The sequence below is a fragment of the Microbacterium sp. LjRoot205 genome (assembly GCF_056175745.1).
This window is the reverse complement of sequence record NZ_JBGFFH010000012.1, coordinates 18876-44446: the sequence shown is the minus strand read 5'-3', so window position 1 is coordinate 44446 and position 25571 is coordinate 18876. Positions and strand designations below refer to the sequence as shown.

Annotated in this window: 33 protein-coding genes; 10 read left to right on the top strand and 23 right to left on the bottom strand. The window is 64.4% G+C overall.

The window, feature by feature from the left end; all coding sequences use genetic code 11:
- Positions 1 to 572 (bottom strand): response regulator transcription factor (locus AC04ME_RS18385; protein ID WP_475436495.1); only part of this gene is annotated, 572 nt, incomplete at its 3' end.
- Here AC04ME_RS18385 and AC04ME_RS18380 point away from each other — a divergent pair.
- Genes AC04ME_RS18380 through AC04ME_RS18370 form a run of 3 tightly spaced genes read left to right on the top strand, consistent with a single transcriptional unit; the run spans position 557 to position 1798 of the window.
- The gene (locus AC04ME_RS18380) at positions 557 to 1153 is read left to right on the top strand and encodes a ParA family protein (RefSeq protein ID WP_475436493.1); all 597 of its coding nucleotides are present in this window, start codon (positions 557 to 559) and stop codon (positions 1151 to 1153) included. The two genes, AC04ME_RS18385 and AC04ME_RS18380, sit on opposite strands and share 16 nt — an antisense overlap.
- Positions 1150 to 1554 carry a ParB family protein gene (locus AC04ME_RS18375; RefSeq protein WP_475436491.1) on the top strand — a complete coding sequence of 135 codons (405 nt, stop codon included), beginning with the start codon at positions 1150 to 1152 and terminating at the stop codon, positions 1552 to 1554. The genes AC04ME_RS18380 and AC04ME_RS18375 overlap by 4 nt, the downstream gene beginning before the upstream one ends.
- Before the next feature lies 1 nt (position 1555).
- A complete protein-coding gene (locus tag AC04ME_RS18370) occupies positions 1556 to 1798 on the top strand; it encodes a hypothetical protein (protein WP_475436489.1) in 243 nt (80 codons plus the stop codon).
- A gap of 2 nt (positions 1799 to 1800) precedes the next feature.
- On the opposite strand, the gene AC04ME_RS18365 is transcribed toward AC04ME_RS18370, so the two are convergent.
- Positions 1801 to 2079 (bottom strand): hypothetical protein, encoded by a 279-nt coding sequence (locus tag AC04ME_RS18365; RefSeq protein ID WP_475436487.1) that lies wholly within the window; start codon positions 2077 to 2079, stop codon positions 1801 to 1803.
- Positions 2080 to 2165: 86 nt separating this feature from the next.
- Here AC04ME_RS18365 and AC04ME_RS18360 point away from each other — a divergent pair, with 86 nt between their 5' ends.
- Positions 2166 to 2666, top strand: coding sequence for a protein-tyrosine phosphatase family protein (locus AC04ME_RS18360; protein ID WP_475436485.1), 501 nt, complete (start codon positions 2166 to 2168; stop codon positions 2664 to 2666).
- Positions 2667 to 2745: 79 nt separating this feature from the next.
- On the opposite strand, the gene AC04ME_RS18355 is transcribed toward AC04ME_RS18360, so the two are convergent.
- Positions 2746 to 3774: a helix-turn-helix transcriptional regulator gene (locus AC04ME_RS18355; protein ID WP_475436483.1), complete on the bottom strand. Its 1029-nt coding sequence runs from the start codon at positions 3772 to 3774 to the stop codon at positions 2746 to 2748.
- Positions 3775 to 3910: 136 nt separating this feature from the next.
- On the opposite strand from AC04ME_RS18355, the gene AC04ME_RS18350 reads away from it, so the two are divergent.
- Complete coding sequence (locus AC04ME_RS18350; protein WP_475436497.1) at positions 3911 to 4306, top strand: RidA family protein; 396 nt, start codon at positions 3911 to 3913, stop codon at positions 4304 to 4306.
- A 231-nt stretch (positions 4307 to 4537) separates the two neighbouring features.
- Here the strand turns inward: AC04ME_RS18350 and AC04ME_RS18345 are convergent, their stop codons facing one another.
- On the bottom strand, positions 4538 to 5119 hold the full coding sequence (locus AC04ME_RS18345; RefSeq protein WP_475436481.1) for a recombinase family protein: 582 nt from the start codon (positions 5117 to 5119) through the stop codon (positions 4538 to 4540).
- 247 nt (positions 5120 to 5366) lie between these two features.
- Between AC04ME_RS18345 and AC04ME_RS18340 the strand changes: the two genes are divergently transcribed.
- From AC04ME_RS18340 to AC04ME_RS18330, 3 genes are all read left to right on the top strand, one after another.
- Positions 5367 to 6008 (top strand): SHOCT domain-containing protein, encoded by a 642-nt coding sequence (locus AC04ME_RS18340; protein ID WP_475436479.1) that lies wholly within the window; start codon positions 5367 to 5369, stop codon positions 6006 to 6008.
- 144 nt (positions 6009 to 6152) lie between these two features.
- Positions 6153 to 7316 carry an adenine-specific methyltransferase EcoRI family protein gene (locus AC04ME_RS18335; RefSeq protein ID WP_475436477.1) on the top strand — a complete coding sequence of 388 codons (1164 nt, stop codon included), beginning with the start codon at positions 6153 to 6155 and terminating at the stop codon, positions 7314 to 7316.
- Positions 7313 to 8440, top strand: coding sequence for an HNH endonuclease family protein (locus tag AC04ME_RS18330; RefSeq protein ID WP_475436475.1), 1128 nt, complete (start codon positions 7313 to 7315; stop codon positions 8438 to 8440). Before AC04ME_RS18335 ends, AC04ME_RS18330 begins: the two co-directional genes overlap by 4 nt.
- Positions 8441 to 8682: 242 nt before the next feature.
- Here the strand turns inward: AC04ME_RS18330 and AC04ME_RS18325 are convergent, their stop codons facing one another.
- Complete coding sequence (locus tag AC04ME_RS18325) at positions 8683 to 11322, bottom strand: TrlF family AAA-like ATPase (protein ID WP_475436473.1); 2640 nt, start codon at positions 11320 to 11322, stop codon at positions 8683 to 8685.
- 389 nt (positions 11323 to 11711) lie between these two features.
- Between AC04ME_RS18325 and AC04ME_RS18320 the strand changes: the two genes are divergently transcribed.
- The gene (locus tag AC04ME_RS18320) at positions 11712 to 12047 is read left to right on the top strand and encodes a hypothetical protein (protein ID WP_067117672.1); all 336 of its coding nucleotides are present in this window, start codon (positions 11712 to 11714) and stop codon (positions 12045 to 12047) included.
- Between the two features lie 95 nt (positions 12048 to 12142).
- On the opposite strand, the gene AC04ME_RS18315 is transcribed toward AC04ME_RS18320, so the two are convergent.
- The 3 genes from AC04ME_RS18315 to AC04ME_RS18305 all read right to left on the bottom strand — a co-directional run bounded on the left by AC04ME_RS18315 (position 12143) and on the right by AC04ME_RS18305 (position 15011).
- Positions 12143 to 13030 carry a hypothetical protein gene (locus AC04ME_RS18315; protein WP_475436471.1) on the bottom strand — a complete coding sequence of 296 codons (888 nt, stop codon included), beginning with the start codon at positions 13028 to 13030 and terminating at the stop codon, positions 12143 to 12145.
- Positions 13031 to 13041: 11 nt separating this feature from the next.
- The gene (locus tag AC04ME_RS18310; protein WP_475436469.1) at positions 13042 to 14532 is read right to left on the bottom strand and encodes a relaxase/mobilization nuclease domain-containing protein; all 1491 of its coding nucleotides are present in this window, start codon (positions 14530 to 14532) and stop codon (positions 13042 to 13044) included.
- An 80-nt stretch (positions 14533 to 14612) separates the two neighbouring features.
- Positions 14613 to 15011 (bottom strand): MobC family plasmid mobilization relaxosome protein, encoded by a 399-nt coding sequence (locus AC04ME_RS18305; RefSeq protein WP_475436467.1) that lies wholly within the window; start codon positions 15009 to 15011, stop codon positions 14613 to 14615.
- A gap of 138 nt (positions 15012 to 15149) precedes the next feature.
- Between AC04ME_RS18305 and AC04ME_RS18300 the strand changes: the two genes are divergently transcribed.
- Entirely contained in the window at positions 15150 to 15434 is a 285-nt protein-coding gene (locus AC04ME_RS18300; protein WP_475436465.1) for a hypothetical protein, read from the top strand.
- A 170-nt stretch (positions 15435 to 15604) separates the two neighbouring features.
- On the opposite strand, the gene AC04ME_RS18295 is transcribed toward AC04ME_RS18300, so the two are convergent.
- The 15 genes from AC04ME_RS18295 to AC04ME_RS18225 form a co-directional block, all read right to left on the bottom strand.
- Complete coding sequence (locus tag AC04ME_RS18295; RefSeq protein WP_475436463.1) at positions 15605 to 16549, bottom strand: zeta toxin family protein; 945 nt, start codon at positions 16547 to 16549, stop codon at positions 15605 to 15607.
- A gap of 62 nt (positions 16550 to 16611) precedes the next feature.
- A complete protein-coding gene (locus AC04ME_RS18290; RefSeq protein ID WP_475436461.1) occupies positions 16612 to 17085 on the bottom strand; it encodes a hypothetical protein in 474 nt (157 codons plus the stop codon).
- A 119-nt stretch (positions 17086 to 17204) separates the two neighbouring features.
- Positions 17205 to 17804, bottom strand: a complete 600-nt coding sequence (locus AC04ME_RS18285; RefSeq protein ID WP_475436459.1) for a hypothetical protein — start codon at positions 17802 to 17804, stop codon at positions 17205 to 17207.
- A 110-nt stretch (positions 17805 to 17914) separates the two neighbouring features.
- Entirely contained in the window at positions 17915 to 18391 is a 477-nt protein-coding gene (locus tag AC04ME_RS18280) for a hypothetical protein (protein ID WP_475436457.1), read from the bottom strand.
- A 14-nt stretch (positions 18392 to 18405) separates the two neighbouring features.
- Positions 18406 to 18993, bottom strand: a complete 588-nt coding sequence (locus AC04ME_RS18275) for a thermonuclease family protein (RefSeq protein ID WP_475436455.1) — start codon at positions 18991 to 18993, stop codon at positions 18406 to 18408.
- 72 nt (positions 18994 to 19065) lie between these two features.
- Positions 19066 to 19668 carry a hypothetical protein gene (locus AC04ME_RS18270; RefSeq protein WP_475436453.1) on the bottom strand — a complete coding sequence of 201 codons (603 nt, stop codon included), beginning with the start codon at positions 19666 to 19668 and terminating at the stop codon, positions 19066 to 19068.
- 41 nt (positions 19669 to 19709) lie between these two features.
- Positions 19710 to 20501 (bottom strand): ParA family protein, encoded by a 792-nt coding sequence (locus AC04ME_RS18265; RefSeq protein ID WP_475436451.1) that lies wholly within the window; start codon positions 20499 to 20501, stop codon positions 19710 to 19712.
- Positions 20498 to 20833, bottom strand: coding sequence for a DUF1304 family protein (locus AC04ME_RS18260; RefSeq protein ID WP_171011028.1), 336 nt, complete (start codon positions 20831 to 20833; stop codon positions 20498 to 20500). Before AC04ME_RS18260 ends, AC04ME_RS18265 begins: the two co-directional genes overlap by 4 nt.
- A 26-nt stretch (positions 20834 to 20859) precedes the next feature.
- Positions 20860 to 21306: a single-stranded DNA-binding protein gene (locus tag AC04ME_RS18255; RefSeq protein WP_475436449.1), complete on the bottom strand. Its 447-nt coding sequence runs from the start codon at positions 21304 to 21306 to the stop codon at positions 20860 to 20862.
- Positions 21307 to 21360: 54 nt separating this feature from the next.
- Positions 21361 to 21648: a hypothetical protein gene (locus AC04ME_RS18250; RefSeq protein WP_475436447.1), complete on the bottom strand. Its 288-nt coding sequence runs from the start codon at positions 21646 to 21648 to the stop codon at positions 21361 to 21363.
- A gap of 3 nt (positions 21649 to 21651) precedes the next feature.
- Positions 21652 to 21897 carry a glutaredoxin family protein gene (locus AC04ME_RS18245; RefSeq protein WP_475436445.1) on the bottom strand — a complete coding sequence of 82 codons (246 nt, stop codon included), beginning with the start codon at positions 21895 to 21897 and terminating at the stop codon, positions 21652 to 21654.
- A gap of 436 nt (positions 21898 to 22333) precedes the next feature.
- Positions 22334 to 23260 (bottom strand): DUF3560 domain-containing protein, encoded by a 927-nt coding sequence (locus tag AC04ME_RS18240; RefSeq protein ID WP_475436444.1) that lies wholly within the window; start codon positions 23258 to 23260, stop codon positions 22334 to 22336.
- An 88-nt stretch (positions 23261 to 23348) separates the two neighbouring features.
- Positions 23349 to 23567 (bottom strand): hypothetical protein, encoded by a 219-nt coding sequence (locus AC04ME_RS18235; protein WP_113681850.1) that lies wholly within the window; start codon positions 23565 to 23567, stop codon positions 23349 to 23351.
- 54 nt (positions 23568 to 23621) lie between these two features.
- Positions 23622 to 24989 (bottom strand): ParB/RepB/Spo0J family partition protein, encoded by a 1368-nt coding sequence (locus tag AC04ME_RS18230; protein WP_475436442.1) that lies wholly within the window; start codon positions 24987 to 24989, stop codon positions 23622 to 23624.
- Between the two features lie 76 nt (positions 24990 to 25065).
- Complete coding sequence (locus tag AC04ME_RS18225; protein ID WP_455905671.1) at positions 25066 to 25284, bottom strand: hypothetical protein; 219 nt, start codon at positions 25282 to 25284, stop codon at positions 25066 to 25068.
- Positions 25285 to 25571: the final 287 nt, after the last annotated feature.

Genomic DNA, 25571 nt, shown 5'->3' with positions numbered 1-25571 from the left:
TCTCCTTCATGGAACACGGCGCGGAGGATCTCGTCCCGACTGAACACGTGCTCGGGGCTGGTGCTCAACAGCTCCAGGAGCGCGCTCTCCGTCGCCGTCAGCGCCACTCGGATTCCCGATGGATCGTACGCGGCCTGGGCGTCCGGCGTGAACACCCACTCGCCGAGGCGCCGACGCACCCCCTCAGCGCGGAACGCGCGCCGCAGCGCCCGAAGGCGCGCCAGCAGCTCGTCATAATCGAAGGGCTTCACCAGGTAGTCGTTCGCTCCGCCGTCCAGCCCCGTGACACGATCGTCCACGGTACCGAGCGCGGTCAGCATCAGGATGGGGGTCGTGATGTGCGCGGTGCGCACGGCACGGATAAAATCGACGCCGTCCATGCCGGGGAGCCGTCGATCGACGAGCATGGCGTCGTATCGCCTGCTCAGCGCGAAACGGAGCGCGGTCTCGCCGTCCGAGGCATGCTCGACGTCGTACACGTCTTCCAGCACTTCGACGGTCAGCGCAGCGATGTCGGCGTCATCCTCCACGTAGAGGAGCGAACTGCGCGGCCTCTGTGCCGAGTCACCCATGGTCGGCGTCCTGTCGTCTGCGATCGAGACCATCAGCGTACGCCCGACCCAAACCCGGTCGGGTATCGCAGACTGATCTTCCGCATGCCGTCGTCATCGCCGGCGCCGGCCGAGAGGTTCGGCTGCGCGAAGCGCTGGCTCAGGTGGTCGACGACTACGACTTGATCCTGATCGACTCCGCACCATCCCTCGACCAGCTCACGATCAACGCGCTCACGGCAGCCGACGGAGCTGTGATCGTCACCCACACGAAGAAGTGGAGCCTTGATGGGCTCGGGCAGCTCCTCGACACGATCGGGAACGTCCAGCGGTACTACAACCCCGGATTGAGCGTCGCGGGAATCATCGTCAACCAGCACGAGGAGCGCACCGTCGGCGGGGCCGCCTGGCTCGACGAGCTCCGCGCGGCCGCCGAGGGTCGCGGGCTGCGCTTGATCGGTCGACCCATCCCTAAGCGCGTCGTGATCGCAGACGCCACCGAGGCCGCACGCGGCCTCGACGAGTGGGGGAGTGCCGAGGCAACCGCGCTCGGAGCGATCTACGCCGAGCACCTGGCAGCTATCGAAGGAGATCCGTCATGAACCGTCCCGCCCCCCGTAAGTCGAGCCTGTCGAGCGCGAGCCCGTTCGATCACCCCACGGCCCCGGAAGCGGCCCAGGAGGCTCCCGCAGCGGCTCCCGCCTCCACTGCGCCGGCCCCGCCGGCCAAGAGCGCCTCAGAGCCGCAGAGCGCCGCTGAGAAGGGGGAGAAGCCCGGCAAGCCCCCCAAGATCACGATCTACCAGCACCCCGACGACTCCGCCCGGATGCGGGGCGCGATCGTCGCCTACATGCGCAACGTCGGCATGACGAACCTGTCGAAGTTCGCCAATGAGGCGATCATGGAGAAGGTCGAGCGCCTCGAAGCTCAGTACAACGGCGGGGAACCGTTCGAGCCTGTCGGCCCGGGCGTGCTGACCGTCGGCCGACCGATGGGGGAGTGACATGGTTTCTCGCACTGCAACAGCCGTGATCGTCAAGGCGTCGACCGTCGACACCGAAGGCGTCGAGCTGACGCGCCACTACGGCCCGTTCCTGCCGCACGTCGGCTCGGCCACGACGTGGTTTCTCGAGAACCTGGAGAACGAGCTGCGCGACTCCGGCCGCTTCCAGAGCTGGGACCTGTCGATCGAGGACGTGTTTATCGGCGTCGACGAGTCCGATTGCGAAGTCCGACCCACCAGGTAGGGCTACGGCGGCCGCTRCACCGGAGTCACCGCAGACGCCCACACCCAGGCGCGGTACTCCGTGCCGCGGATCGAGAACACCACCCCGACGGCATCCGCCGTCCAGCGCGCCGCTACCGCGTCGACGAGCGCAGGTTTCAACCCGAACCGCACCCACGCCCGCACTGGCTTAGGTCGCGGGTCGATCGTCACCGGCTCGGAGTCCAAGCGCAGCTCCTCCGGCGTGAGCGACTGCAACGGCCCAGCACTCACTACCGCCTGTTCCAAGATGCGCTCACCCATCAGACGGTCGTAGTGCTCGGCATAGCGCTTATTGCTCCCGATGGCCGACTCCTCTCCGGCCAGGATGAGACTACCGCTATTCGAACATGTATTCGAGTGACGCGGGCGGCATTCGGCGGCCCGGAAACGATCGACGATGCGACGATGTACGGATGGAACCGTGGGCGGCTGGGCTGAACGGCGTAGTGACTCTGCCAAGCGGTCGAGTGGTGCGCGGGCGCGGACTGAGAAGCGGCCCAGTCGACGAGGCTGACGCGCCGGATTTCGGGGTGTATCTCATGGCCCGCCCGCACCAGGAGAGTTGGCAATCGCGGTGGATTTCGTGGCCGGACTTTCGTCTGCCTAGAGAGCCGTCGAGCGCGCTATCCGCCCTACGAGAGGCTTACGACCGGTCGGCCACCGAGAGGGTGGAGATTGCTTGCGGTGGCGGCACGGGGCGAACGGGAACCGGTCTGGCCATCCTCGCGCGATACGACGGGGTGCCGGCCGATGAGGCCGTGGCATGGGTGCGCGCTGCCTATCGGCGCAACGCGGTCGAAACCCCCTGGCAACGCCGGTTCGTGCGCGAGGCGCAACTACCGCTCTGACCCGCAAACGATCGTTTGCGGGCCGAGCAGGGGTGAGCTGGTGAGAGGGTGCCGCAAACGTCTCCCGAATCGAAACCGGTTACAGGTGGTCGGGGTTTCGGTCCCGGTTTTTGGTGGGGCCCAGTTTCGGGTCGTCGGGTTGCGAGGCGTAGCGGGTTGCGACCTCAATCGCTTGTTGGTGGAGTGCCTGTCGCAGCTCCGGGGGGCTGAGTACTTCCGCGCTGGTGCCGAGCTGCCAGAGCGCCCATTCGGCGTGTCGTAGGTCCTGGAAGGTCAGTTCGATTCGAAGCCAGCCGTCCGGGTCGGTCGTCTCCCGGACGATCGCGAGGGCAGTGCCGGCGAGTTCTTCGCGTCTCAAAGGGTCGATTCGGGCGAGGACGACAAGCTGGGATTCTCCGGCACGGAATCGTGCGCTACGGGCTTCCCAAAGTTCCGCGAGGTCGACTGCGGCCGGGCGTTGGGCGGGTGCGGCGAGCTCTTCTGCGGCCAGGATGCGCGACAGTCGGTAGGTGCGATCGCTGCCGTCGACTAGGGCGAGGAGGTAGCCCTTCTCCCGCACAGTGACGAGGCCGATGGGGTCCACTTCGCGCCAGGCGGGGTCGCGGCCTTCGGCGGCGTAGTGGATGCGCAGCTTGCGGCCGTTGAGTACCGAGTGGCGGACCTCGATCATGATCGCCTCGGGGATGCCTTCTGTGATGCGGTGTCGTGACAGGAGGTCCGCTTCGGGCTCGATGAGTATGCGTTGTGCGGCGTCCGTGGCTGCGAGCTGATGACCGACTGGTATCGCATCGACGACCTTGCGCATGGCAGAGGACAGAGCCGAGCCCAGGCCGAACACTTGCCGTCCGCCAGCGCCGCCGGCAGTGAGGAGGGCCAAGGCTTCCTCATGGTTGAGACCCATCAGTTCGGTGCGAAATCCGGGGAGCAGGGAAAAGCCGCCGTTGCGTCCGCGGTCGACGTAGACCGGAACCCCGGCGGTGGACAGTGCCTCAATGTCTCTGAGGACGGTTCGGGTGGATACTTCCAGTTCCTTCGCCAGCTCGGGCGCGGCGAGGCGGCCCCGTTGTCGTAGGAGCAGCACGAGAGAAACCAGCCGATCGGCGCGCATAAGAAACTCTCTCAGAAATACATGACACGAGGTGTCGTGATTCGTTGGAATGCTCGAACTGACGCCATCGCATATGGCGCGTGACTTGGCCGGATCACCGGTGCAGCACGAATGACGAATGGAGCAGGAAATGACACTGGAACGCAGCGCAGTAAATCCGGTCGCGTGGTCGCAGGAGATGGGCTTTAACCAGGGCGAAGTCGTATCTGGGGAGACTCGCACGCTCTACATCTCAGGACAGACCGCAATGAGCGCGGACGGCCGCCCCGAGCACGATGGCGACGTTGCTGCGCAGCTCGCGCTCAGCGTCGACAATCTCGAAGCGGTGCTCACTGCTGCCGGGATGACCCTCGCGAATCTCGTGCGCCTGAACGTCTACACGACCGACATCGACGCTCTCTTCCCGCACTACGGGGAACTGGCCGGACGTCTCGGCGCAGTCGGCGTCGCGCCCACGACCACGATGCTCGAAGTCACCCGCCTCGCGATCCCCGGCCAGCTCGTCGAGCTGGAAGGTACAGCGGTCGCCTGATACGAACGATGCTGCCCGCGCCAGCCCCTGCGCGGGCAGCATCATCAAGCCCGCCGCCTTGTAGGTTTCCGCAATCGCTCGAAACTGATCGATTTCGGCACGAACTGCGCGGGTGTCATTGTCCGAAGTCGTCGGCACAGCTGGCCCTAGTAATTCGGGCATTGTGCTGGGGACTGTGGACAACGCCCGATCTGTACTGGTGTGCACAAACCGACACTTTGCGGTCGAGTGCTAGTCGGTGAGTGCTCTTGACCGGCGGTAGAAGGTTGCGCGGGACATTCCGAGGTCGCGGGCGACCTGTGCTGTTGGCTGGCCGCTTTGTACGAGGTGGAGGGCGTTGCGGATCTGGCTGTCAGTGAGTCGCTGTCGGCGTCCGCCGAGATCCTTGCCGGCGTTGCGTCGTTTGCTGATCGAGTCAACGATGCGCTCGCGCTTGATTTGGTGTTCCATCTGCGAGAGTGCTGCCATGACGGTGAACAGCATCGACCCCATCGGCGTGGACGTGTCGACGTCGCCGCCTCCCAGGTTCAGCACGCGCAATCCTGCGCCTCGAGCGTGGAGCTCGTCTGCGAAGGCGAGCATGTTCTGTGTCGATCGGCCCAACCGATCCAGTGTGGTGATGACGAGGGTGTCGCCGGTTTCGATTGCTTCGATCGCGCGATCGAATTGGGGGCGAGATGCGCGGGCACCGGAGACTCCGTGATCGGTGTACAGATCATCTCGGCGGACGCCCGCAGCCAGAAGGTCTGCTTCTTGGCGATCCGTTGACTGCTGACGGGTGGACACTCGTGCGTAGCCGATCAGCTTTGCCATTTCAGGGTTCTCCAGGTGTCTCGCAACTAAGGGTGTGTACTCGTATCTTGTCAATCACTTGTGAGACATAGTTGTGAGAATCGCCGAGCCTGGGAAACTCGCGAACCATGTCAGTGTCCGAAGTCCTCAACACTCAGGCAGATGAGACGTCTCGTATCCCTAGAGATGCGAGACAGCGTGTGCACGGTCAACCAGGATCGGTTGTCGCCTCTTCGTTCAGTAGACCGTCTGGCGCTAGAGTTTTGCCATGGCAGCAACCGGACGAGTCGTAGGCGGGCACTATCTCCACTCGTTTGTCTCTCCCATCATCGGCAGCACGCTCATCGTGCAGGCGCCGTTTAAGCCTCGGAAGCTGAGTCCCGAAAACGTGGCTGCATGGGCTGAGATTCCCACCGACTCCAACGGCAACCCATTCAGCGTCGTGGGGCGGGCGGTAGCGGCCGCGGCAATACCGGGAAGATTCGGAAAGGCCGCCAGCGCTGCAGTTGGAGCGACTTTCGATGCGATGGGGCCCTCTCACGTCGTTCGAGTCGATTGGTTGGATGGTAAGCAATCTCTCATCAAGCTGCCCGACTCGCTCTTCAAGCACTTTGCGCTGATGCTCAATGGGCAGCACGTCCCGGACCCGGCGGCTGACGTAGTCGACGCCTCTCCGACGGCACCTCCGCCGCCGTCCGTAACAGACAAAGCCTTCGACCTCGTGTCGGGCATGGTGCAGGACCGCTGGCCCTCGAAGGCCACTGCGCCGGTCGCGGCGACGGCTGCACCTGCTCTCCCATTGGTAGACATCGCCGAGCAGATAACGAAGCTCGCGAGCCTTCGAGACGCCGGCATCCTGAGCGATGAAGAATTCTCGATCAAAAAGGCTGAACTGCTCGCAAGAATGTAGTTCCGCGAGGAATCGGCTCTTGCACGGGACGATGAGGGGCGTCAGACGGGCTACACGGATGAGGGCGGATGCGACCCGCACCATCGCGCGGAGGACATCTTCTCGAACCGTGCTTCCTTAGCATCGGCGGGGCAGTCTGTGGTCGTGGATACTCTTGCATCATCTGTATTACGAGGAAGGCTGGCGCGACCGGTGGCAGGCAACGAGAATCTCAGCGCGCGGGGCAGGGTCCCCGCCGACGAGTGGTACACAGAACTGGTCGACATCGAGGCGGAGGTTCGCCACTACCGAGACCAGTTCAAGGGCAAGGTCGTCTTCTGCAACTGCGACGACCCCTATGAGAGCAACTTCTTCAAGTACTTCGCGATGAACTTCAACCACCTGGGGCTGAAAAAACTCATCACCACCTGCTACGCCGGATCTCCCATCAGTGGGAAGCAACTCCCGCTCTTTGAGACAGCAGGCCTCCGAGACACCCCGCCGCCTCGCGAACCGTACAAGGTCGTTATCACCGAGGTCCCCGATCTCAACCAGGATGGAGCAATCGACCTCTCTGACGTTGAGTTCCTTCTTCGCAGCGACGCCAACGCCATGCAGCCACTCGAAGGCGATGGAGATTTCCGCAGCAAGGAGTGCGTTGCGCTGCTCGATGAAGCCGACATCGTCGTGACCAACCCGCCGTTCTCCCTCTTCAGGGAGTACATCAATCTACTGATCGATCACCGAAAGAGCTTTCTGATTTTGGGAGACCAGAACGGATCAAAGTACTCGTCGATCTTTCCGCACATCATGGCGAACCGACTCTGGTTCGGGTACGACAACGGCGGTACCAAATGGTTCCGCGTCCCGGACGATTACGAGATCAAGACCGAATCCCGCAAGAAGCTGGTCGACGGTGTGAAGTACCAGAGCATGGGACGCATTTATTGGTACACCAACCTAGAAACGAGCAAGCGACACGAGCCGCTGGCCCTGTACAAGCGCTACTCGCCGGAGGAGTACCCCACGTACACCAACTACCCGGCGATCGAGGTTCCGCGCGTGGCGGAGATTCCTGCCAACTATCCCGGCGAGATGGGCGTGCCCATCACCTTTCTCGACAAGTACAGCCCCGACCAGTTCGAGATCGTCGGCATCAGCACGCAGCTAGCAGAGCCAATGTCACGCTACGCGTCCAAAGAGGACTACATGAGCGCAGCCGGCAAGGTGGTCGGCGGCACGGGCAAGCTGTTCATCCCGCTGGGGAACGGGAAGCACCAGGGCGTCTACGAGCGCATCATTATCAAACAGATCGGCGCTGAAGCGTGAACATCGTTCCCCACACCATCACGATTCGCGAGGTCGTCAAGAACTACCGCAACAACGCAGAGGAAGGCGTGCTCGGGTACGACGGTCTCCTGAACATTCGCCCTGCCTACCAGCGGGAGTTCGTCTATCCGCCCGCCAAGCGGGATGCGGTGATCGAGACAATCTTCAAGGGCTATCCCCTGAACGTCTTCTACTGGGTTGCCAACGAGGATGGCACTTACGAGATGCTCGACGGGCAGCAACGGACCGTGAGCCTCAGCCAGTACGCCAACGGGGACTACTCCATTGAGCTCAACGGCCACCGCAAGGCTTTCCAGAACCTCACTAGCGACGAACGTGAACGGTTCCTCGACTACGAGTTGACCGTCTACTTTTGTGATGGTGAACCCAGCGAACAGCTGGAGTGGTTCCGCATCATCAACATCGCGGGGGAAAAGCTCACAGACCAAGAACTCCTGAACGCGACATACACAGGCCCGTGGCTCGCGCATGCCAAATCGATCTTCAGCAAGACCGGTGGCCCCGCCTACGGATTGGGCGAGAAGTACCTCACCGGCCAACCAATCCGACAGACGTACCTCGAAACCGCGCTCAAGTGGATTTCGAACGGCGCGATCGACGACTACATGGGGAAGCACCAGCACGATCCCAACGCCAACGAGCTCTGGACGTACTTCCGAAACGTCATTCATTGGGTCCAGGACACGTTCACGACTTACCGCAGCGAAATGAAGGGCATCGCCTGGGGGCCGTTGTACGACGGGTTCAAGGACACTGTGTTCGACACCGGGGACCTCGAGGCCGAGATCAGCCGGCTCATGCAAGACGGCGAGATTGGCTCTCGGAAGGGCATCTACACCTACGTGCTGACTCGTGACGAGAGGAATCTCAACCTGCGACAGTTCGGCAACGCCGAGCGCCGCGGTGCCTACGAACGGCAGAGGGGCCGCTGCGCCAACGGCACGAAATGCAAGACCCCGAACAACACCACGGGCGAGATGGTCTTCGACATCACCAAGATGGATGCCGACCACATCAAGCCGTGGAGCAAAGGCGGAAAAACTACAGCCGAAAACTGTCAGATGCTGTGCATCCCCTGCAACCGGTCGAAGGGCGACCTCTAGCGACGGCGATGTGGAGTGCTCAGGTCGTCGAGTCTTCGTCATCTGCCCACTTCAGGTTGAGAGTTCCCAGAGAGCCGATGATCCACCCAAATGCACGAGCCTCGTCAATTCCGGGACGAGCTGGCGGACATCGACCAACATGCGGCCGACCTCGCCCCTTATGCGCTTGACATGGCCTCTGCGACAGTAGAGCACCGGCGAGGACGTCACCGGTGCTCTATGACCCAAAGTCAGCGATCCCATCAGAAGTCGTACAACCGCTTACGCGCATCGAACGCAGTGCGCCCACCTTCCAACAGGTCCTCCGCGTACTTTCGCACCTTCGGGTCGTCGAGCGATCCGACGCCGTCGGCCACTGTGCGGCCGTGCTGTCCGTCAGCTTCGAGAGTTACGATCAACTCGGCGTCGCCCAGGACGGGCACGTTCGCGTTGTGCGTGCTCACGATCAACTGTCGGGTGCCTTTCAGAGACCGCAGTTTCTGAACGACGCCGTCGTAGACGAATCGGTTGTCGAGGTCATCTTCTGGTTGGTCGATGACAAGCGGACTCATCGATGCGCCGAGTAAGAGCAGCAGCAGCGCAGTCGCTCGCTGGCCCTTCGAGAGATCCTCAAGGCGACGCCATTCCACCGGCGCGCCCTTTGAGGCAACGTTGAGCTGCACCTCGACAGCGAGGCCGACAGATTGCTCCTCCAGCTCTCTGAACAACGGTTCTCCAGCATCCACGATGGCCTTTGCCTGAGCGCCAGCGATGCTCAGTCCCGCTAGCGCGTCCGTCCCCGACCTGGTAGCAGTTACGAACGTCGCCACATTGAAGTCATCGCGATCGATGGCGGCGAACACCTGGCCGCGCTGTGTTGTGAAGTGGTGGGAGATCACGGCCTTGATGTGGCTGCGATCGGGTGATGCGATCGGCTTGACGATCACGGCTCCCGTCGTGGCCGCGTTGGATGCCTTGATGGCATCCTTGAGCTGGTTTGCGATCTGCTTATCGATTTCGGCCAGCGAGCGAAGCAATTTCGTTCGCTCACCGGTCAGCTTCTTGTACGCCTTCTCGAACACGGTCCGTTTCTCGGCACGCTTGGTGAGCCGGCTGAGGTTGGTCTGCAGAGTCAAGTACTCATCTGGCTTGTGTCCTTGCTCGACTAGTTCGCGCAGAACCGCAGAGACACCGTCGTTTTCGGTTTTCGTCGTGGACTCCCATGACTGCCTGGTCGCTTCGATCTTCGTCTTGGTGTCAGCAATGGCGGCCTGCACGGATGTGGCAGCCTGCTCAAGTGCACTGGCGAGTTGACCGAGTACGGGGGCGAGCTGCTCGAGGGTCGTCTTCCGGGGGGAGTCCTTGACGTCGGCCAGCTCGGCGCGAAGCTCTTCGGCAACCGCTTCGATTCCCCACTCCCTGACCAGATTCTCAACGGTTTGAACCCGATCGGAGACATCGCTCAGGACGGCACCGTCCTTGTCCAGTCGAGTCTTCTGGTCAAGCTTCGCCGCAAGATCGGTCTTGTCAAACGCTTCCATGCTTTCGGAGAGGCGGGGGATATCCGCGAGTTCGGTCTCAAGCGCCTCCCGGTCTCGCTCGTGCTTGGCGAGTGCGTCGCGGTTATCGGCCAGGTCCTTGAGGACATCGTCTCGCTCGGCAGGCGACGCTGGCCTACCGGCGACACGTGCGACCAGCTCAGCCATCAGGTCTTTGTCCTGAGCGAGCTCGGCCAATTCGTGCTGACCGAAGATCTCGAGGTTGCCGACGATGTCGCGTGGGCGCTGGTTCGTCTGGGTTCCGCTGGAGTCCCGAACGATGGCCGGACTGTTCGTTGTGCGTTCGATAGTGAAACGCGCCGGGCTAGGTGACACGACGTCAACAACTAGGGATATGACCGTTCCAGCGCCGAGCACGTTTTTGACCATCTCCTTGTGGTCTTTGTTGGATGCTTCGCCGATGGGCGGGATCTCCAGCACGTAGCGGAGACTCTCGATGGCGGTGGACTTGCCGGTTCCACGCCCGCCGATGAGGGCCGTGAGATCCTCGGCAAGATTGAGCTTCTGACCGTCGAGGTAGCCGCCATCCCAAGCAATCTCACGAAGCAGCACGCGAGAAGTCGATGACGGGTCGGTTGTACGGACTCGGGTCTCTGGAGTCTTCACCGCGTGGCGGAGCCCCTGCAGGCTGGGAGTACTCATCTTGAACCATGTGCTCGCACCGGGAGAGGCGAGCGTCGCCGGGTCGCAGATGTCGTCGGCATGGATAGCCACGAGCGGATGGAGGCGATCGTAGGGTTTGGTCCCTTTGAGGATCTTGGCCTGGTCGCCCAGTTCGGCGGCAGATGGCGTGATGCCGATAGCCAGCAGCTCGCGGTGCTTGATCATCTCGGCAAGCGAGTCACCCTTCGCTCGGCTCAGCAGCCCAGCGTTGGCGACGTTGGCGTGCGCGGGGATCACCAATGCGCCGCGGGCACACATGTCGGTCAGGATGTCCCCGTACGACTTGGTCGTCGTGCCCTTCGCGGCACCGGGCGTCAAACCGCACGCTCCGATCGCGGCCGTGACCTGTTCGATCGCAGTGCCGCGCTCGAACATAACCAGAAGGTGGATGCCTTCAGAGGTGTTCGCCTCAAAGCCCGGGAGCGCCGCGATGCCGGCAGCCTCCGCGTCGGCAATGAGCTTGGACGCGCTGCTGGCATTCCAATGATCGGTGACCGCTATTAACTCAATCTGCTGCATCTGGAGCTCGGCGATCAAGGCTGCGTTGTAAGTTGCCTCGTCCGCGTAGGTCTTGGAGGGCGATGAGTTGCCGACGTAACCGAAAGGGTTCACCTGGAGGGCCGCGCGAATCCAGCGGGCGCCACGCCGTCGATCGTTTGCTAGTACGACGTCTATCACCATCGATTGGCCTCGGTTCTCCTGAGTATGAAGACTGCAAAGAGTGAACAAGCGCTCGCGACACCGCTCAGCTGCTCAGGATCATCTTGCCCTGTGCTCACGACATTGCGTCACGATTCGCCACGATGTCCTTCACCAACGACCAGCTGACTCAACGCGCGAGTCCAGCCTCCCGTACCAGTGCTCTGAGGCGTGCCGATAGCGCCGCGTGGAGGAGGCGACGACACGGGCGCTACCGTGTCGTCGCACCTGGGCTGCTACGCCGGGGCACCACCAGGTCAGTTACTGACATAATTACGATTATCGGCTATTTCCCGAGCGTCGAGATTAGAACGTACGAACTACCATAGCAAGGTACTCCGTGGCCCGCTGTGGGAGGTGATCGTGCGCCGATGGGCACGAACAAGCGCTACCCGCACATGTCAATGCAACGGCTCGAAGAGAGCCAGCTGCGCGCGGCGCGCAAGCGCGGTCCGCTGCACTCCCTGACGCATGAACAACTGCGGCTCGACCGAAGTCCCGTGACCATCGTCCCGGAGCGGGAGAAGCTCTGGGGACTCGCCTGGCTGCGCTTCGGGGACACGGACGTGCAGTGCACCGTCCTGGTGCGGCGATGGACGGCGGATGCCGTCGGGGTCGAACTCTCACTCGACGATGAGGTTCTACGGTGCTGGATCTGGCAAGGGGCGTGCCAGCGCATCAGCGAGCGGACAGAGGCCTGGACGTAGCCCGTTGTGATCGACTCATGGCGCGGTGGCGAGCGTCCCGGCACAGAATGGAGGGCGTGATCACCATGGTGATCACGCCCTCCATCGACTGTCGGTCAGCGAGTGAGTTCGGTGCCGGCTTTCACCTGGCGGGAGCGGTTCACGCGCGCCTTGGGCGCGCCCTTCTTCCGCCCCTCGTTCAGAGCCTGGTTCGCGGAGCGCGGGTAACCGCTGGCCGACTCAGCCCGGGCCTTGCCTGCCTGCGTCTTCGCCTCCTTCACCGCGGCGACGTCGGCGGTGAAGTCCTGGTGCTGTTCGGCCTCGAACCGGTCGGCCTCACGCTCCTCCTGGGCTCCATCAGCGCGGAGAGTGTCGGCGCGCTCTTCGTGCTCCTCGGCCGCGTCCAGGTGCTCTTGAGTCTCCTCAGCGGAGGCGCCGGTGGAGATCTCTTCCTCGGTAGCCTTCGTGCGCTCTTCCTCCGCGAGGGCGTCTTCACGGTGCGCTGCACGCCAGTCATCGATCGCGTTCGTGAGCGCGTTGTGCTGGTCGAGTGGGCTCGTGGGGTGCTTGGCCACGATCTCGTCCGTGTGGACGCCGTAGAGGTCGCGGATCCGCTCGCGCATGATGTCGCGGGCGTCGGCCGCGCGTGGGTCTCCGTCGAGCTGCTGGAGGAGGGAGAACTGCGTCGCCACACGGTTTCCGTCCGCTCCTGCCCACCATCCGTCGCGGCGCACCTGGTCGCGTGCAACGGTGATCGCCACATCGACCTGACGGTCCCCCGCGGCCTGCGCCCGCTCGAGGTGACGGGCCTGGTCGCGTTCCGCTCGTTCTGCCTCGACACGGGCGCGCTCTGCGAGACGTGCAGCGCCTTCGTCGAGCTCGCGGGACTGGCGCGCCTTCTCGGCGCTCTTCGCTGCGATGCGCTCGCCTACCTGGCCGAGCGACATGAGACCGGCACGAATGGCTTGGTCGCCGGCCTGGAAAATCTCTTCCTGTTCGTTCATGGTGTCCCCCTCTATCTACCGAGATCCGGGCCGCTGGTGCGACCTGGGTTCATTGGTCGTTGTTGCGTCGTGGGTCGTGCTCCGATCGTAGATCCAGGCACCCCCGTAACGCTCTGTCCGGTCGTCCGCTGCATGCGTTCCTGTACGGCCTTCAACGCGGCCTCCGCGCTCGAGCGGAGGGCCGCTGCGTTGTCTGCCGCGCCGCGCTCGTGCTGCACAGTTGCGATGCGCTTCGCAACGCGGTTCATCTGTCGCATGACAGCGATCCACCCCGCCTTACTGTCGGTGCCGGCACCGCGCGCCATCAACCGCATCTGGTAGCCGGCATCGAGCGCACGACGCATCGGCACGGCAGATCCGCGCTGCCCCTGAGCGACGCGGGCGAACTCGTCAGAGGCGGCCGCGAGCGGTCCCGGCGTGCCGCGCTCGAGCGCCATAGACGCGTGCGCGTAGACGCCCGAGAGATCCGCGGCCGCCGCCTCAGCGCTGAACACCAGGGCACTCTCCCCCGGCCGCACTGCTTCGGTGTCGTGACCTGCCACACGCGCCATGGCGATCTCCGAGACGGGCGCAGCCTTCACCTTCTCGGGGGCGTCAAAACCGCGCACCCGGGCCGCGCGGCCCGCACCCTTCCAGGCATCCACCGCGGCAAGCTCGCTCGCGTTCGTGTGCTCCCACCCGGAGCGCAGCTGGGGCAGACCGAGCGAACGATCCAGCTTGGACGGTGCGTACCAGACGGGTTTCTCGTCGGCCTTCGTGGGGATCATCGCCGCGGTGTATCCGACGACGCGATCCGTGCCGCCCTTCTCGTATCGAGGGCGCACGATCACGCGGGCATTGCGTGCGGCGGCGATGAATTCTTTCTCGGAGTCCGAGTTCGCTGCGACCGTGCGCAGGCGTCGGCGCAGCTCGTCGCGCTGCGTGTACGCCTCGCCTTCGCGCGCGGCTCGTGCGGTCTCTGCCGGCTTGTTCGCGCTGAGGGTTCGAGCGTTCTGCTGTCGGCTCTCCAGGACGTCGAGTCCGTACTTCACTTCGAGCTCGCCGGCGATCTTCTGTGCGCGCACGTAGTCGCGATGCGTGTCCGCCTTGGTGCCGTCCTCGCGCACCAGGTTGACGGCGATGTGTACGTGGTCGTTGCCCGCTGTGGACAGGCCGTGACGGATCGCAACCCAGCGGCAAGACCGCTCGCCCTCCTCGTCGACAAAACCCATCTCGCGGACAAAGTCGGTCGCGATCGCGGACCACTGCTCGTCACTCAGCTCGCCCTCTTCGGCCTTCACGCTGAGCGAGCAGTGCCACACGTGAGCGTCGCGCCTCTCCCCCGTCGCGACGCGCTCACCGGTCTCCTCGTCGACGTCGTACACCGGCACGGTGACCTCCGTGCCGAACAGCATCGACGGCAAGTCGAGCGCGTTCGCGAGGTCCAAGCCCGCGTCCGCTGAAAGCTCTCCCTGCCCGGCCAACTCCACGATCACATCGTGTCCCGCGACAACGTGCGGCACCGTGTGCTCGTTCGCCCGACCCGGACCACGGAGGTACATGATTAGACCCGGCATGCTCCCGCCGCGGGTGATGTTCGGCATCATCGCGAACTCACCAACTGCGGCAGCAACTCGTCGATCTTCGCCGACACCTCACGCACCGCACGCAACGCGTGGTGCAGCTCATCCCCCGGCCGCTCCCCCGCGTTCGTCGCACGCGCGATCTGGTTCACATTGTTCGCCAGCGACGCAAGAAGGCGACGCGTGTGGAAGAACTCGGCCGCAAGCCGACGACGATCCGTCGACGTCTCGCCATGCTCCGCAAGAGCGGCCTCGACCATGAGGCGCGGAATGGTGACGTCCGCGTCCAGCGCACGCTGCAGCAGCAGCGCCTCCTCCTCCGCTGTCACTCCCACCTTGTGGGTGTGCTGGCGGCCGCCCGGCGCGTTCTCACGCCGCCGCCGCCCGCGAACTCGCGACGGAACAGGAGCGTCAGCCATGACTCTCCTCCCCTGCCCAGTGCAACGACCCGACCACGTTGGGAACAGCCCGGCACAATGCCGGCAAGCGACTTAGGGTACCTAAGTCTCTAGCTTGCTCCCGTTCCATGCGTTCATCATACCTGCTAGAGTTGTGCTATGACAGCCGAACACGTGATTGACTCCGCCGAGCGCAAGGCGCGCGAGCTTCTGGATCAGCGCATCGAATCGGTGCGTGCCGTCGTCCGTGCGCAGCACGACACCGCGGCGCTGCGAGACCAGCTTGCCGAGTCCGAAAGGGAGAGCGCTCGCCTGTACCGTGCCGCGCTCAGTGACGGCTGGTCGGAGGCCGAGTTGAAGAAGCTCGGGATCACGGAGACCGGGCCGAAGACGTCACGACGTCGCAGCGCAGCCGCGTCCTCAGACAGCGAGCAGAACGGCTAATCAGCCTGGCTTACGATCCGCATTCCCCCTCACCCGATGCCGGATCTTCGCAGCAGAAAGGACCCTGTCAAGGGCGCTTCGCGTCGCTACGCGATGAGGCACAGCCTCCCCCTTGACAGGGTCCTTTCTGCTGCATTGGCGGCTTGATATCGGGTAAGGGAGAAGAGCGCTTAGGACAGCTCCGGTCCCCCGCGCCCTAGGTCTTTCTGCGATCCGGGTTTCCGAACGGCCGCCGTCGGCGCACGCTTCATGTACGCGGCATCGACCATCGGTCCGCCCGGATTCAGGCGCGCCAGATTCAACTCTCGTGCCGGCTGCGCCCGACGCCCGTCCGCGATTGCGGAACGGTGCTCTTCCATCGATGTGAAATGACGTTCGAATCGCTGAACTGCCGGATTCTCTGCGAGTAGAGCTGCAGCGTCCTGCGAGCGGGCGCGACCGTGCGCCGTGTCGAAGAGAGGACGCGCATACGCGCTCGGCACCCAACGGCCACCGAGTGGATCCTGTCCCGCCTCGGCCGCGGTGATGGCCTCGGCCCAGCGCTGCACGATGCGCTCCTCCGAGACCTCGAACGGCACCTCCACGTCGACGACGTGGACGCTGTAGCCGGCACGCTCCAGCTGTGTGCCGAGTTCGACCGCGGACGCCTCTCTGCCCAACACGGTGTCGACGATGATGTTCGTCCCTCGGGTCATCATCCGCGCCCGCTGCGCGGATGCAAGCTCCGACGACTCCTCGTGAACGAGAGCAGCCAACTCCATCGGGTAGAGCCGCTCCCCTGTGGCCTCCAGGTCACGAACCGCCGACGGCTTGATCCATGACTCGTATGACCCATCCGCGATCGCCTGGCGCAGCAGCGCGGCCTTGAAGTCGTCGGCGTCTATGTTCACGTACGACGACTTCGACGCACCTAGAACCCGATCCGCAACGCTCCCCTTGCCGGCACCGGGCGGCCCCGCGAGCACCAGTGCCTTACTCTCGCCCCTGGCCTCCGGATAGCGCGCGGATGCGTCTGCGAGCAGCTGCCCGAACAGTCGCCCACGCTGCGGTGTCAACTCGCCGTCGACCCACCAGGCGGGGTTGTTGATCGTGGCCGTCGGCGCATCCTTCGACACAGGCCCACCCGGACGGGAGAGCTGTCGAATCAGATCGATATGACGCTCAGCTTCCGCCGGACTCACTCGGCCGCCGCTCGCGCGTGACGACGCTCGAAGACCTCTTCGTAGATCTCGTCATCGATCAGTCCGGCATAGCTCGCCTGCTCGACCTCAGCCCACGACCCCTCAGGGTGAACAATCACATCGTCTAGCTCGAGCTCGGGATTCGTCTTCCCTCTCGGTGCGTAAGGCCACCGCGTGAGCTCGTCAACCAGCTGCTCCCGCTCGAGGAAGCCGGCCGCGTATCGCTGGCAGATCTCGTACGGCGATGCACCCGAGAAACCCTCTCGCGGCAGCGCCGTCTTCGTCGCCGTCTTCAACGCATTCGTCACCGACGGCTGCGCAATCCCCAGCCACGCCGCGATCCTCACCTGCGTGTACCCACGCTCCCCCAGGATCCGCAAGGAACGCCGATAGTCCAGGTCGTCGATTTCCTTCCTCAGCCGAGCCCGTACAGCGGCCCGCGCCTCGGCAGGGATCTCCATGACAGTCATGGTCACCACCTCCTATAGCCCAGTCTATAGGAGGTTTATAGAAGCGGCTATAGTGACTGATCCCACTCCTCGGCAGCTTCGGAGGCGCCTCGTTGGCCGATCCCCTAACAAACGGACACCTAGCGGGTAGGTCCGAAGATCCGGGAGAGCTTGCGTCGCCGCGCCTCAGTCACGACCTCGACTGCCATAGACCCCTGACCCGGCACCAGTGCCACTGGCATGTTCGGATCACGTGTGTACTTTCCGGCGTTGCGAAGGATCTGCTGCACCCTCTGCTTGGTGAGGCTCAGCACGAGGCCGACCTTCTCGTGGGACCAGCGCTGCTCTTTTGGGAGTCGACGAGCGAGGTCGAGCATGTACTGCATGCGGATCTCGCGCGCCAGGCTGGCTCGGGAGTCGTGGTAACGGGCCGTCTCCTCTGCCAGCGCCATGAGTGCAGCTCGTCGGCGTCCGGCGTCGCCGTCGGCAGCGGGATCATCGTCCAGACGCTTCGACCAGTGTTCGTGCATGTCAGGCCAGTAGAGAGAGGGGTCCGTCCGCGCGGCAAGCACGTCTGCGGGCGTCCAGTCGTACGCGGCGAGGATCTCCGCGTCATCTGGGAGCTTGCTCCGATAGGACATGACGGCGCGCCATTGATCACGGTGTGCGTCCGGAAGATCGGCGCGCTCCCAGAGCAGATCCCACATCGGAGGTTCGGAGTTGACGTTAGCGATGGTCATAACATCGACAATAGCCCTTGTCGATGCGTTCCGACAAGGGCTATTGTCTAATCTTTGATGGACGATCCCTCGGGCTGCGTTCCCGCTCAGCTGATCCCCTGGCGGGCAGCTCAGACGACCAGGTGCATTTCACTCGGGTGCTCGTGCTGCGTTTCCTCGTGACCTCGCCGCAGAACGCACGGCCACTCACCGCGTCCGCCGTGGTTGCAGCGCAGCTCGTCGAGCGCTTCTTCCGCGTCCTCCCAGTCGTCCCGTAGGTCAGCTGCACGGCTGGCTTCATCGCGGAATCGGGCGAGGGCTTGCGCATAGTTGTCGGGGGCTGCGTCGGACTCGTCGAAGTCCTCCCGGTGCTCCCCGCCGTGCCCCTGGGGGTACGTGCACTTCGCGTCGATCACGTACTCGTCTTCTTCACCATCGGGCCCAGTGACCGCGTAGGCGAACGGCTCGCGGCATTCGAGCGCTTCGAGCGCGGCCTGCGCGTCGTCGACGCGGGCGGACGCCGCTCGGTAGGTACTCAACGCCTCGTCAAAGCGCGTCGCCGCCGTCCTGAAGATGTGGGGATCCACAGGCGTGCTCGCTGCGTTCATGGTCGTTCCCTTCCTCATCGATCCGCTGCGGGGCAGGCGCTCCACAGTCCTGCGTGTTCGTCTCTGGCGGCCGCTTCCGCGGCTAGGTGATCGGCCTGCCCGACATAGGGGTTGTCGTAGGTGTACTCGTAGCCGGTGCCAGCTGCGATCGCGAGCACCGCGGCGCTCTGCCCGTCGACGTCGACGTGGCGGAGTAGCCGCCCGTACGTGTCGACGTCCGCCTGCGTGCTGTCGCTCTGCAGCTCGACCGTGCGGCCGTACAGCAGTTCGTCCAGGAAGTTGCGAGCCTCGATCGCGTAGCAGTCCCCCGCTGCGCCGTCGCGCCCGATCTCGGGCGTATCGATGCCGATGATTCTGACGCGCGACTCCCCCGTGCTTGTCTTGACGTCGATAGTGTCGCCGTCGATTACGGCGACAACCTCGGCCGCCTCGGCGGCCGTCACGACGGTCTGCGTCTCTGCAGGGCGTTCCTGCGGCGTGCATCCGGTCGTCGACATGAGGGTCACGGCGAGCCCAGCGGTGGTGATCAGCAATGCACGCGTGCGCCGTGGCGGGCGTCGCGTGACCACCGGCCGATTGTCGAGGTTGTTCTCGTCCTCCACGATGTGCTCCTTGTCGATGTGGGGTGGTAAGTCCCGGTGGTCTGCCGTGTCTGATTGGTCTATCGTGTGCGGTTATCGAACGAGCCGGTTCGGCAGTCGGTCTGGCGGGGTCGGCAGCGTTCCTCCGTTACCCGCTCGGGCGGCGTCGACGGCGATGCCGATGGCTTCGGCGGCCCATGCGCTGTCGGATGGCCAGCGGCCGGCCTGTTGATCGGCGGTGATAGCCGCGCGCATCCGCTTCATGGTGACGGTGGGGATGTTGAACGACCGGGTGGAGCCTGTGCGCTCCTCGGAGCGCCCTCGGAGGCCGCCCCTCGTGGCTCGCTGCTTCGGAGTCCGCGCGGCGTGTGTGTCGAGCGCTGCGGCGATCCAGCGGGCGAATGTGTCCGCCTCTCCCCCGTTGGTCCAGTCGGCGAGATATGCCGCTCGAGCGCCGTTGAACTCGTCGGGCGTGAGGTAGATGCCCAGTCGGTCCGTGTCGCCGGGAGCCGCCTGCGGTCGCTTCTTTGGCGCCGCTGTCGGTCGACGCTCGGGCGTCGCTCTCGTCGGCGTGACCTCCTGGACCGGCTCTGCGGGCGGCTCTGCCGGCGTCTCCTCGGCGGGCGCGTCGACGGGTTCATAGAATTCGTGCGCGAGCGCGGCCGCGTTGCGGTCGCGGAGGCTTCGACGTGCCATGGCTGTCTCCTTGGTCTGGTTGGTCAGTGCTGTTTTGTTTGTCAGGCGGTGACGGGCACGGGTGGTGCGGTCTTTCGCGCGGGAATGGGAGTCCCGATGATCGGTGCGAGCGCCTGCGCGTAGTCCTCAGCGATCGCAGAGCCCGGCGCGTAGACACTGACGGGCTTGCCGTCGGTGTAGGCGTCTTTGGCGGCTACTGCCTCGCGGACGGGGCTGGTGACGCGGCCGGGGAATTGCTCGGTAAGCACTTCGACGACCTCTCGATCGATCAGTCGCCCGTGGCGGTACTTGGTGGGGACGATCCAGTGGATGCGCTGCCCGACGTGCAGCCGCGGTGCGACGCGTTGTGCAACGAATTCATTGAGCTTGCCGAGCTGGTCATACGCTTCGGTCGCGCATTCGACGGGTGCGATCACGACGTCTGCAGCTGCAAGGGCAGAGAGGGTGAGGAGGCCCAATGCCGGCGGGGTGTCGATTACGACGTCATCCCAGTGGTCGGCGAGCTCCGGCATGTCGCGCAACGAGGTGATGATCTCGGGCCGCTGGTCCAAAGAGGCGAGGTCCTGGCTTCCGACGAGAATGCTCACACCCGGCACGCTCGGCGACGGGACGGCCGCCTCGAGCGCGGATGCTTCCCCGACCAGCACGTCAGCTGCGACCGCCGACAACTCCGTGTCTTCGGTCACGCCGAGGCGCTTGGTGAGGTTGCCCTGCTGGTCGAGGTCGATTGCCAGCACGCGCCGCCCCATGGCGACGAGTGCCGCCGCGAGGTCTGCGGATGTGGTGGTCTTGCCTGATCCTCCCTTGAGGATCGCGAGCGTGTAGACGGTCACTTGGAGTCTCCCTGAGGGTCGAGCTGGTCGATGCCGCGCTGCACGGTCTCGATCAGCGCCGTGTTGACGGACACCTTCTTGCGGTCGGCGTAGTCCATGATCCGATCGCGGGTGTCTTCGTGGCCTGCCCACTGGATGAGGTTCGCGCGGGGTGCGGAGCGTTCGGGACGGGCGTCTTCTTCCGCCTTAGCGTCGCGCAGCTCCTTGATCAGTTCCCGCAGCCTGTAGATACCAACGATGATCACGGTCACCAGCCCGCAGAGCACGAGCCAGCCGACGACGATCAGCACCCAGGCCCAGATGCCCCAAGCCAGGAATCCTTGAACAATCATGTTTTCTCCTTCGTCTCAGGCGGGCTTCAGAACGGGGTGTCGCTGTTGGGGATGTCGGCGACTTCCCATGAGCCGGCCGGGTCGCTCTGATTGCCCTGCTCCCCCGCTGCGGTCTTGCGCTCGGCCTTCTTCGCGGTGACCGTGTGGTACTTGAGGCTGAATCCCACCTCAACGGCGGTGACCTGCTGCGCGGTGCGCTCCTGCTCGGTGTCCTTATCGGTCCACCGGTTGGTTTCGATGCGTCCCTCGATCGTCAGTCGATCTCCCTTGTGGGACGAGGCCGCGACGTTCTCGGCCTGCTCACCCCAGGCTTCGACGCGGAACGCGTTGGGCTCGGCGTCTTCGAATCCTCCGTCGGGCGTGCGGCGCTGTCGGTTCTCGATGATGGTGAAGTGGACCACGGGGCGGCCGTTCTGCGTGTAGCGCAGCTCGGGATCCGCGGTGAGGTTGCCGGCGAAGGTGATGGTCGACATGGGTTCTGCTCCTTGTGGTTGGTGGTGTTGGTCTGCCGTGTTGTTACTGTCAGTCTAGCCTAGTTGGTCAATGTGGTCTAGTTCATATGGCGTGTTTTCTGGACACTCTGGTGCGTCATCGGTCGGCACGTCGAGCTGAGCCCGCTTGCGCGCAAACTCTGCGAGCTGCTCGGGGGAGTAGTTGGCCTTCATGTACCAGTGATTCGCCTGCCACTGCCAAAGGTCGACGTCTCGCTGCAGCTGCGCGTTCTCGCTGGTGAGCCGGATGATCTCTTGCCGCATCCAGTTGAAGGACTCCCACGACACCGGGCCGCGCTCGTCTCTCTGCTCCTCTTCGCTCATCGGTCATCCCATGTGTGCGGCGATACGTTCGAWGTGATCGGTGCGCAGATCGCACCAGTGATCCTGCTCGTCGACGACGACGACCGGAGCCGTGCTGTATCCCAGGTCCTCGGTGACGTAGGTGTACGCCTCGGCGTTCTCGCGAATGTTGACCTCAACGAACGGGATGCCCTTGCCCTTCAGCATGAGCTTGGTCATCGTGCACTTCCCGCAGCTCGGACCCGTTGTGTAGACCGTTACAGCTTCCATGTCCGTCGTCCTTTCTCGATCAATTCGCTGGCTCGTTCCTGATAAGCGGAGCAGTGCCGCAGCAGCAGGGCCGGAACACAACCGCTAGGCGGTGGGGGAGAGAATTTCGTCGCGATGTGAGGGAGCGTAGCGACCGCGTGGCGAAAATCTCGGAGGAGCGGGCCCCGGAGGGGCTTGTGTGTAGGACCGCGGCGGCAATGATGGAGCGGCAGGAACGATGCCCGAACCTCTTAGGAGCCTGGTGGCCCGTGAGGGCCACTCCTGGCCGCGTAGCGGCTCTGGCGGGGGAGTGTGAGGGGGTTGCTCCCCTCGCGCCCCGATAGGGGCACGGCGGTCCTGTGCGGCTGTAGAATTCTGGTGTGCTTCCGGTGTGGTAACCGGTCGCCGTGTTGATGTCAGGCCCGGCTTCCCCCTTGGGGAACCGGGCCTGACTGCGTCAGGCGACGGGCTGGTGGTCCTGGATCTCGGCGTATGGTGCGCGGTCGGTCCAGCTGTAGGGCGTTTCGACGCTGACCGTCTTGGCGTTGACGCGGGCGACCTTGGCCCAGTGGCCGCGGATCTTCACGGCGTCACCTTTGGCGATCGTGTCGCGGCTGTAGCCGGTGGCGATCTGGTCGGCTCGTACCTGCTCCCAGTAGGCGAGCTGGTCGCGCAGCTCGTCGAGCTTGGGCGCGTAGTGCTCTGCCCTCTTGGCCTTCTGCTCGTCGGTCGCGGGGCGGTAGCCGGTCTCCGGGTCGTACACATCAGCGATGATCTGGCGCTCGTAGCGGCGGATATCTGCGCCGATCTTCTCGATGCGGTTCGCCACGGTCACCGGGTTGTAGCGGGCGTCGGTCGCTGCGGCCGCTGCGTCGGCGCGGCGGCCGGCTTCCTCGGCGTCGTTGTGGGCGTCGATGCTGCGCCGCATGCTGTTGTGCGCCTTGTCGATCGCGTTGCGGTGGCGGCGCTCAGAGTGGTGGCCCACCTTGATCGGCTCGCCGCCCTCGGGCAGGCTTCCCACGTCGCGCATGTGCTTCTCCCATGCGGCGTCAGAGTTCGCGGCCTTCCGCTCGGCCTTGGCGTCGAGTGCTGCAGCGCGGTCGGCCTGGCGGGCGATCTTCGCGGCCTCGACTTCGGCGGTGCTCCGGGTCGTGCGGTCGATCTCCAGTGGTGCCAGCTCGAACCCTGCGGCCTCTAGCGCGGCGGCGGTGCGGGTGATGATGTGATCCTGGGGGAGCCGGTCGCGGCTGTTCGGGACGAACCATGCGCCGATGCTCCGACCCCAGCGCCAGCGGTTGGCCTTGAGGATTGCGGCGGTTCCGTCGCCCTTGGCGGTTCCCTCGATGATGGTTCCGGCTTCATGCGTGTGGGTGATCGTCAGCATGGCGTGTGCTCCTTGTTCATGTGGGGTGGTAAGTCCCGTTGGTCTGCCGTGTTGTTACTATCAGTATAGTCTAGTTGGTCAATACTGTCTAGTCTGTGTCTGAGTGATCTTCGATGTCTTCGAGCTCGACGCGCTCGAATCGGTGGGCGATCTTGTCGGCGACGCGCTGCGCTCGTGCGCGGTTGCGGTAAGTGCCGGTGCGGGTCTCGTCGAATGTGACGCCGTAGCGGGTGCGCAGATCGATCCCGGTTTCGCTGTGGAGATATCCGGTTTCGCCCTTGTAGGTGACGAGAATGCGGGTGCTCATGGGTGCCTCCTGGTTAGGGCGGGGCGGGCCTGTGACCCACCCCACCGAGTCTCACTACGGGGTGTCGGTGCTCTCGACCATGGCGGCGATCTGCTCGACGGGGGAGAGGGTGTAGCCCCAGCCTGCGAGGGTCTGCAGGTAGTGTGCCGTCTCCGGTCGCGGACTCCGCCAGGTGGTGCGCCCGGTGCTGGCCTCGATGCCGCCGAGGACGATTGCCAGGGTGACGTGGCCCGCCTTGGTCGGGTGCGCGGCGAGGAAGTCCGCGAACCGGTCGCCGTAATAGCCCGATACCGGCTCGACGCCGAGAAGGTCGGCCGCGAGGGCGTTCCCGCTCAGTTCCCCGGCGACCAGGTAGCGCGCTTCGGTGAGGCTTCGGGCGATGACTTGTGCGGAGTCCTTGGGGAGCGTCTTGCGCCCGAGGAACTGGGCGAGCCATTCCCGGCGCACGCTCTCGGCGGCATCCCAGTCCTTGTTGTTGGCGATCAGCTGCTTGCGCTCTGCCTTCTCCTCGTCGGTCATCGGTCCGGCCTTGCGGCCCATGCCGTCGTCGACGACGGTGTAACCGAGGGTTTCCGGCTCGTCGACGTAGTAATTCACCTGGTGGTTTCCATCGCGCTGTCCGCGCACGTAGACGGCCACGCCGTCTTTCCCCTGGATCTCGTCGACGCTCACCCGCTCGCCCTCGCTCGTGCGGAGGTCACCGAGGCGGTAGGGGGTGCGGGCGTCCCATGCGGGGGCTTCGGAGAGGATGCGGTGTCCCTTGGCGGCTTCGACCTGTTCGCCTGCTTCCCGGGCCTGAGCGGCGGCGCGCTCRTCGCGGGCGCGCTGGACGGCGTGGGGGAAGTATCCCGGCTCCTCGTTTGCGATCCGGGTCAGCGTTGCGACGACGTCGGGGGCGTCTTCGAACTCGATCAGTGTTGCGGCCTGGTCCAGGGTCATTCCGGTTTCCGCGATCAGGCGGGTTCCGGTTTCGCTGGCCGCGACCGTCAGGCCCGTCTTGATCTTGTCTCGCTTCGTGCCGGTGCGCTTGGCGATCGCGGTGACGGAGAGTCCTTCGAGTTCCAGGGCCTTGTATGCCTGGATGCGGTCGCCGTCGGTGAGTGCCTGGCGCTGATCGTTCTCCACCAGCTGTTCCACGATGCGCTGCGCGTCGTCGGCGGCGTCGGCCTCGACGATGTAGACGGGCACGCTCGATAGGCCGACCTGCTGAGCGGCGAGGGTACGGCGCTGTCCGTAGCGGACGTGCACGCCGTTCTCATCGCGGGTTGCGACGATGGGGACAAGAACGCCGTTCGCGCTCACGCTGTCAAGGAATTCCTTGTCCAGGCTTGCCTCTGCCGCCGTGCGGACGTTGGTCGCCACGTCGATGGTCTGCGGGTCGATGAGTTCGAGGACTCCGGCGGATGCTGTTGCAGTGGTCATACTGTGCTCCTTGTTCATGTGGGGTGGTAAGTCCCGTTGGTCTGCCGTGTTGTTACTATCAGTATAGTCTAGTTGGTCAATGCTGTCTAGGGTGTTCTTCGTCTCCTTCGTCGTGTCCTTCGCTGTGGCACTGCACCCAGTAGTCGGCGGATGCAGGATAGCCGTGCGCTTCGAGCAGCGCGGCCAGGGCGTCGACTTCGCCACAGTTCAGGCTCATGGCCGTCTCTCGGGCCAGGTCGGCGCTTGCGAAGGTGTCGCAGAATGTGGTGGATGCGTCGAGCCGGGTAGCGCTCATGGTGACCTTCTTTCTGGACTGGTGTCCGACATTCGGGTGCAGGGGCCCTCGGCCCTTGCCCTAGCGGAGCGAGAGGGCCTCGGCCCGTCTTCTCTTCCTCCCCCCACGTTTTTTCGCCGTGGAGGCACTCCGTGCCGACTAGGGAGGGCTGTTCTGAGCGCTAGAGACCGTGGAATACCGGACTGAGCGCAGCGAGGGAGGATATGCCGCGAAAGCTCTCGCGCTCGGGGCTGACCGACCGCACAATGCCACAGGCTCTATGGCGAAAATGTGGCGCCATCGGCGCC

Excerpts from the sequence above, each read along its gene's own strand:
- AC04ME_RS18375 (WP_475436491.1), top strand. The coding sequence starts at position 1,150 with ATGAACCGTCCCGCCCCCCGTAAGTCGAGCCTGTCGAGCGCGAGCCCG.
- AC04ME_RS18370 (WP_475436489.1), top strand. The coding sequence starts at position 1,556 with ATGGTTTCTCGCACTGCAACAGCCGTGATCGTCAAGGCGTCGACCGTC.
- AC04ME_RS18360 (WP_475436485.1), top strand. The coding sequence starts at position 2,166 with ATGTATTCGAGTGACGCGGGCGGCATTCGGCGGCCCGGAAACGATCGA.
- AC04ME_RS18355 (WP_475436483.1), bottom strand. The coding sequence starts at position 3,774 with ATGCGCGCCGATCGGCTGGTTTCTCTCGTGCTGCTCCTACGACAACGG.
- AC04ME_RS18345 (WP_475436481.1), bottom strand. The coding sequence starts at position 5,119 with ATGGCAAAGCTGATCGGCTACGCACGAGTGTCCACCCGTCAGCAGTCA.
- AC04ME_RS18340 (WP_475436479.1), top strand. The coding sequence starts at position 5,367 with ATGGCAGCAACCGGACGAGTCGTAGGCGGGCACTATCTCCACTCGTTT.
- AC04ME_RS18325 (WP_475436473.1), bottom strand. The coding sequence starts at position 11,322 with ATGGTGATAGACGTCGTACTAGCAAACGATCGACGGCGTGGCGCCCGC.
- AC04ME_RS18320 (WP_067117672.1), top strand. The coding sequence starts at position 11,712 with ATGGGCACGAACAAGCGCTACCCGCACATGTCAATGCAACGGCTCGAA.
- AC04ME_RS18315 (WP_475436471.1), bottom strand. The coding sequence starts at position 13,030 with ATGAACGAACAGGAAGAGATTTTCCAGGCCGGCGACCAAGCCATTCGT.
- AC04ME_RS18305 (WP_475436467.1), bottom strand. The coding sequence starts at position 15,011 with ATGGCTGACGCTCCTGTTCCGTCGCGAGTTCGCGGGCGGCGGCGGCGT.
- AC04ME_RS18300 (WP_475436465.1), top strand. The coding sequence starts at position 15,150 with ATGACAGCCGAACACGTGATTGACTCCGCCGAGCGCAAGGCGCGCGAG.
- AC04ME_RS18290 (WP_475436461.1), bottom strand. The coding sequence starts at position 17,085 with ATGACTGTCATGGAGATCCCTGCCGAGGCGCGGGCCGCTGTACGGGCT.
- AC04ME_RS18285 (WP_475436459.1), bottom strand. The coding sequence starts at position 17,804 with ATGACCATCGCTAACGTCAACTCCGAACCTCCGATGTGGGATCTGCTC.
- AC04ME_RS18280 (WP_475436457.1), bottom strand. The coding sequence starts at position 18,391 with ATGAACGCAGCGAGCACGCCTGTGGATCCCCACATCTTCAGGACGGCG.
- AC04ME_RS18270 (WP_475436453.1), bottom strand. The coding sequence starts at position 19,668 with ATGGCACGTCGAAGCCTCCGCGACCGCAACGCGGCCGCGCTCGCGCAC.
- AC04ME_RS18260 (WP_171011028.1), bottom strand. The coding sequence starts at position 20,833 with ATGATTGTTCAAGGATTCCTGGCTTGGGGCATCTGGGCCTGGGTGCTG.
- AC04ME_RS18255 (WP_475436449.1), bottom strand. The coding sequence starts at position 21,306 with ATGTCGACCATCACCTTCGCCGGCAACCTCACCGCGGATCCCGAGCTG.
- AC04ME_RS18250 (WP_475436447.1), bottom strand. The coding sequence starts at position 21,648 with ATGAGCGAAGAGGAGCAGAGAGACGAGCGCGGCCCGGTGTCGTGGGAG.
- AC04ME_RS18240 (WP_475436444.1), bottom strand. The coding sequence starts at position 23,260 with ATGCTGACGATCACCCACACGCATGAAGCCGGAACCATCATCGAGGGA.
- AC04ME_RS18235 (WP_113681850.1), bottom strand. The coding sequence starts at position 23,567 with ATGAGCACCCGCATTCTCGTCACCTACAAGGGCGAAACCGGATATCTC.
- AC04ME_RS18225 (WP_455905671.1), bottom strand. The coding sequence starts at position 25,284 with ATGAGCGCTACCCGGCTCGACGCATCCACCACATTCTGCGACACCTTC.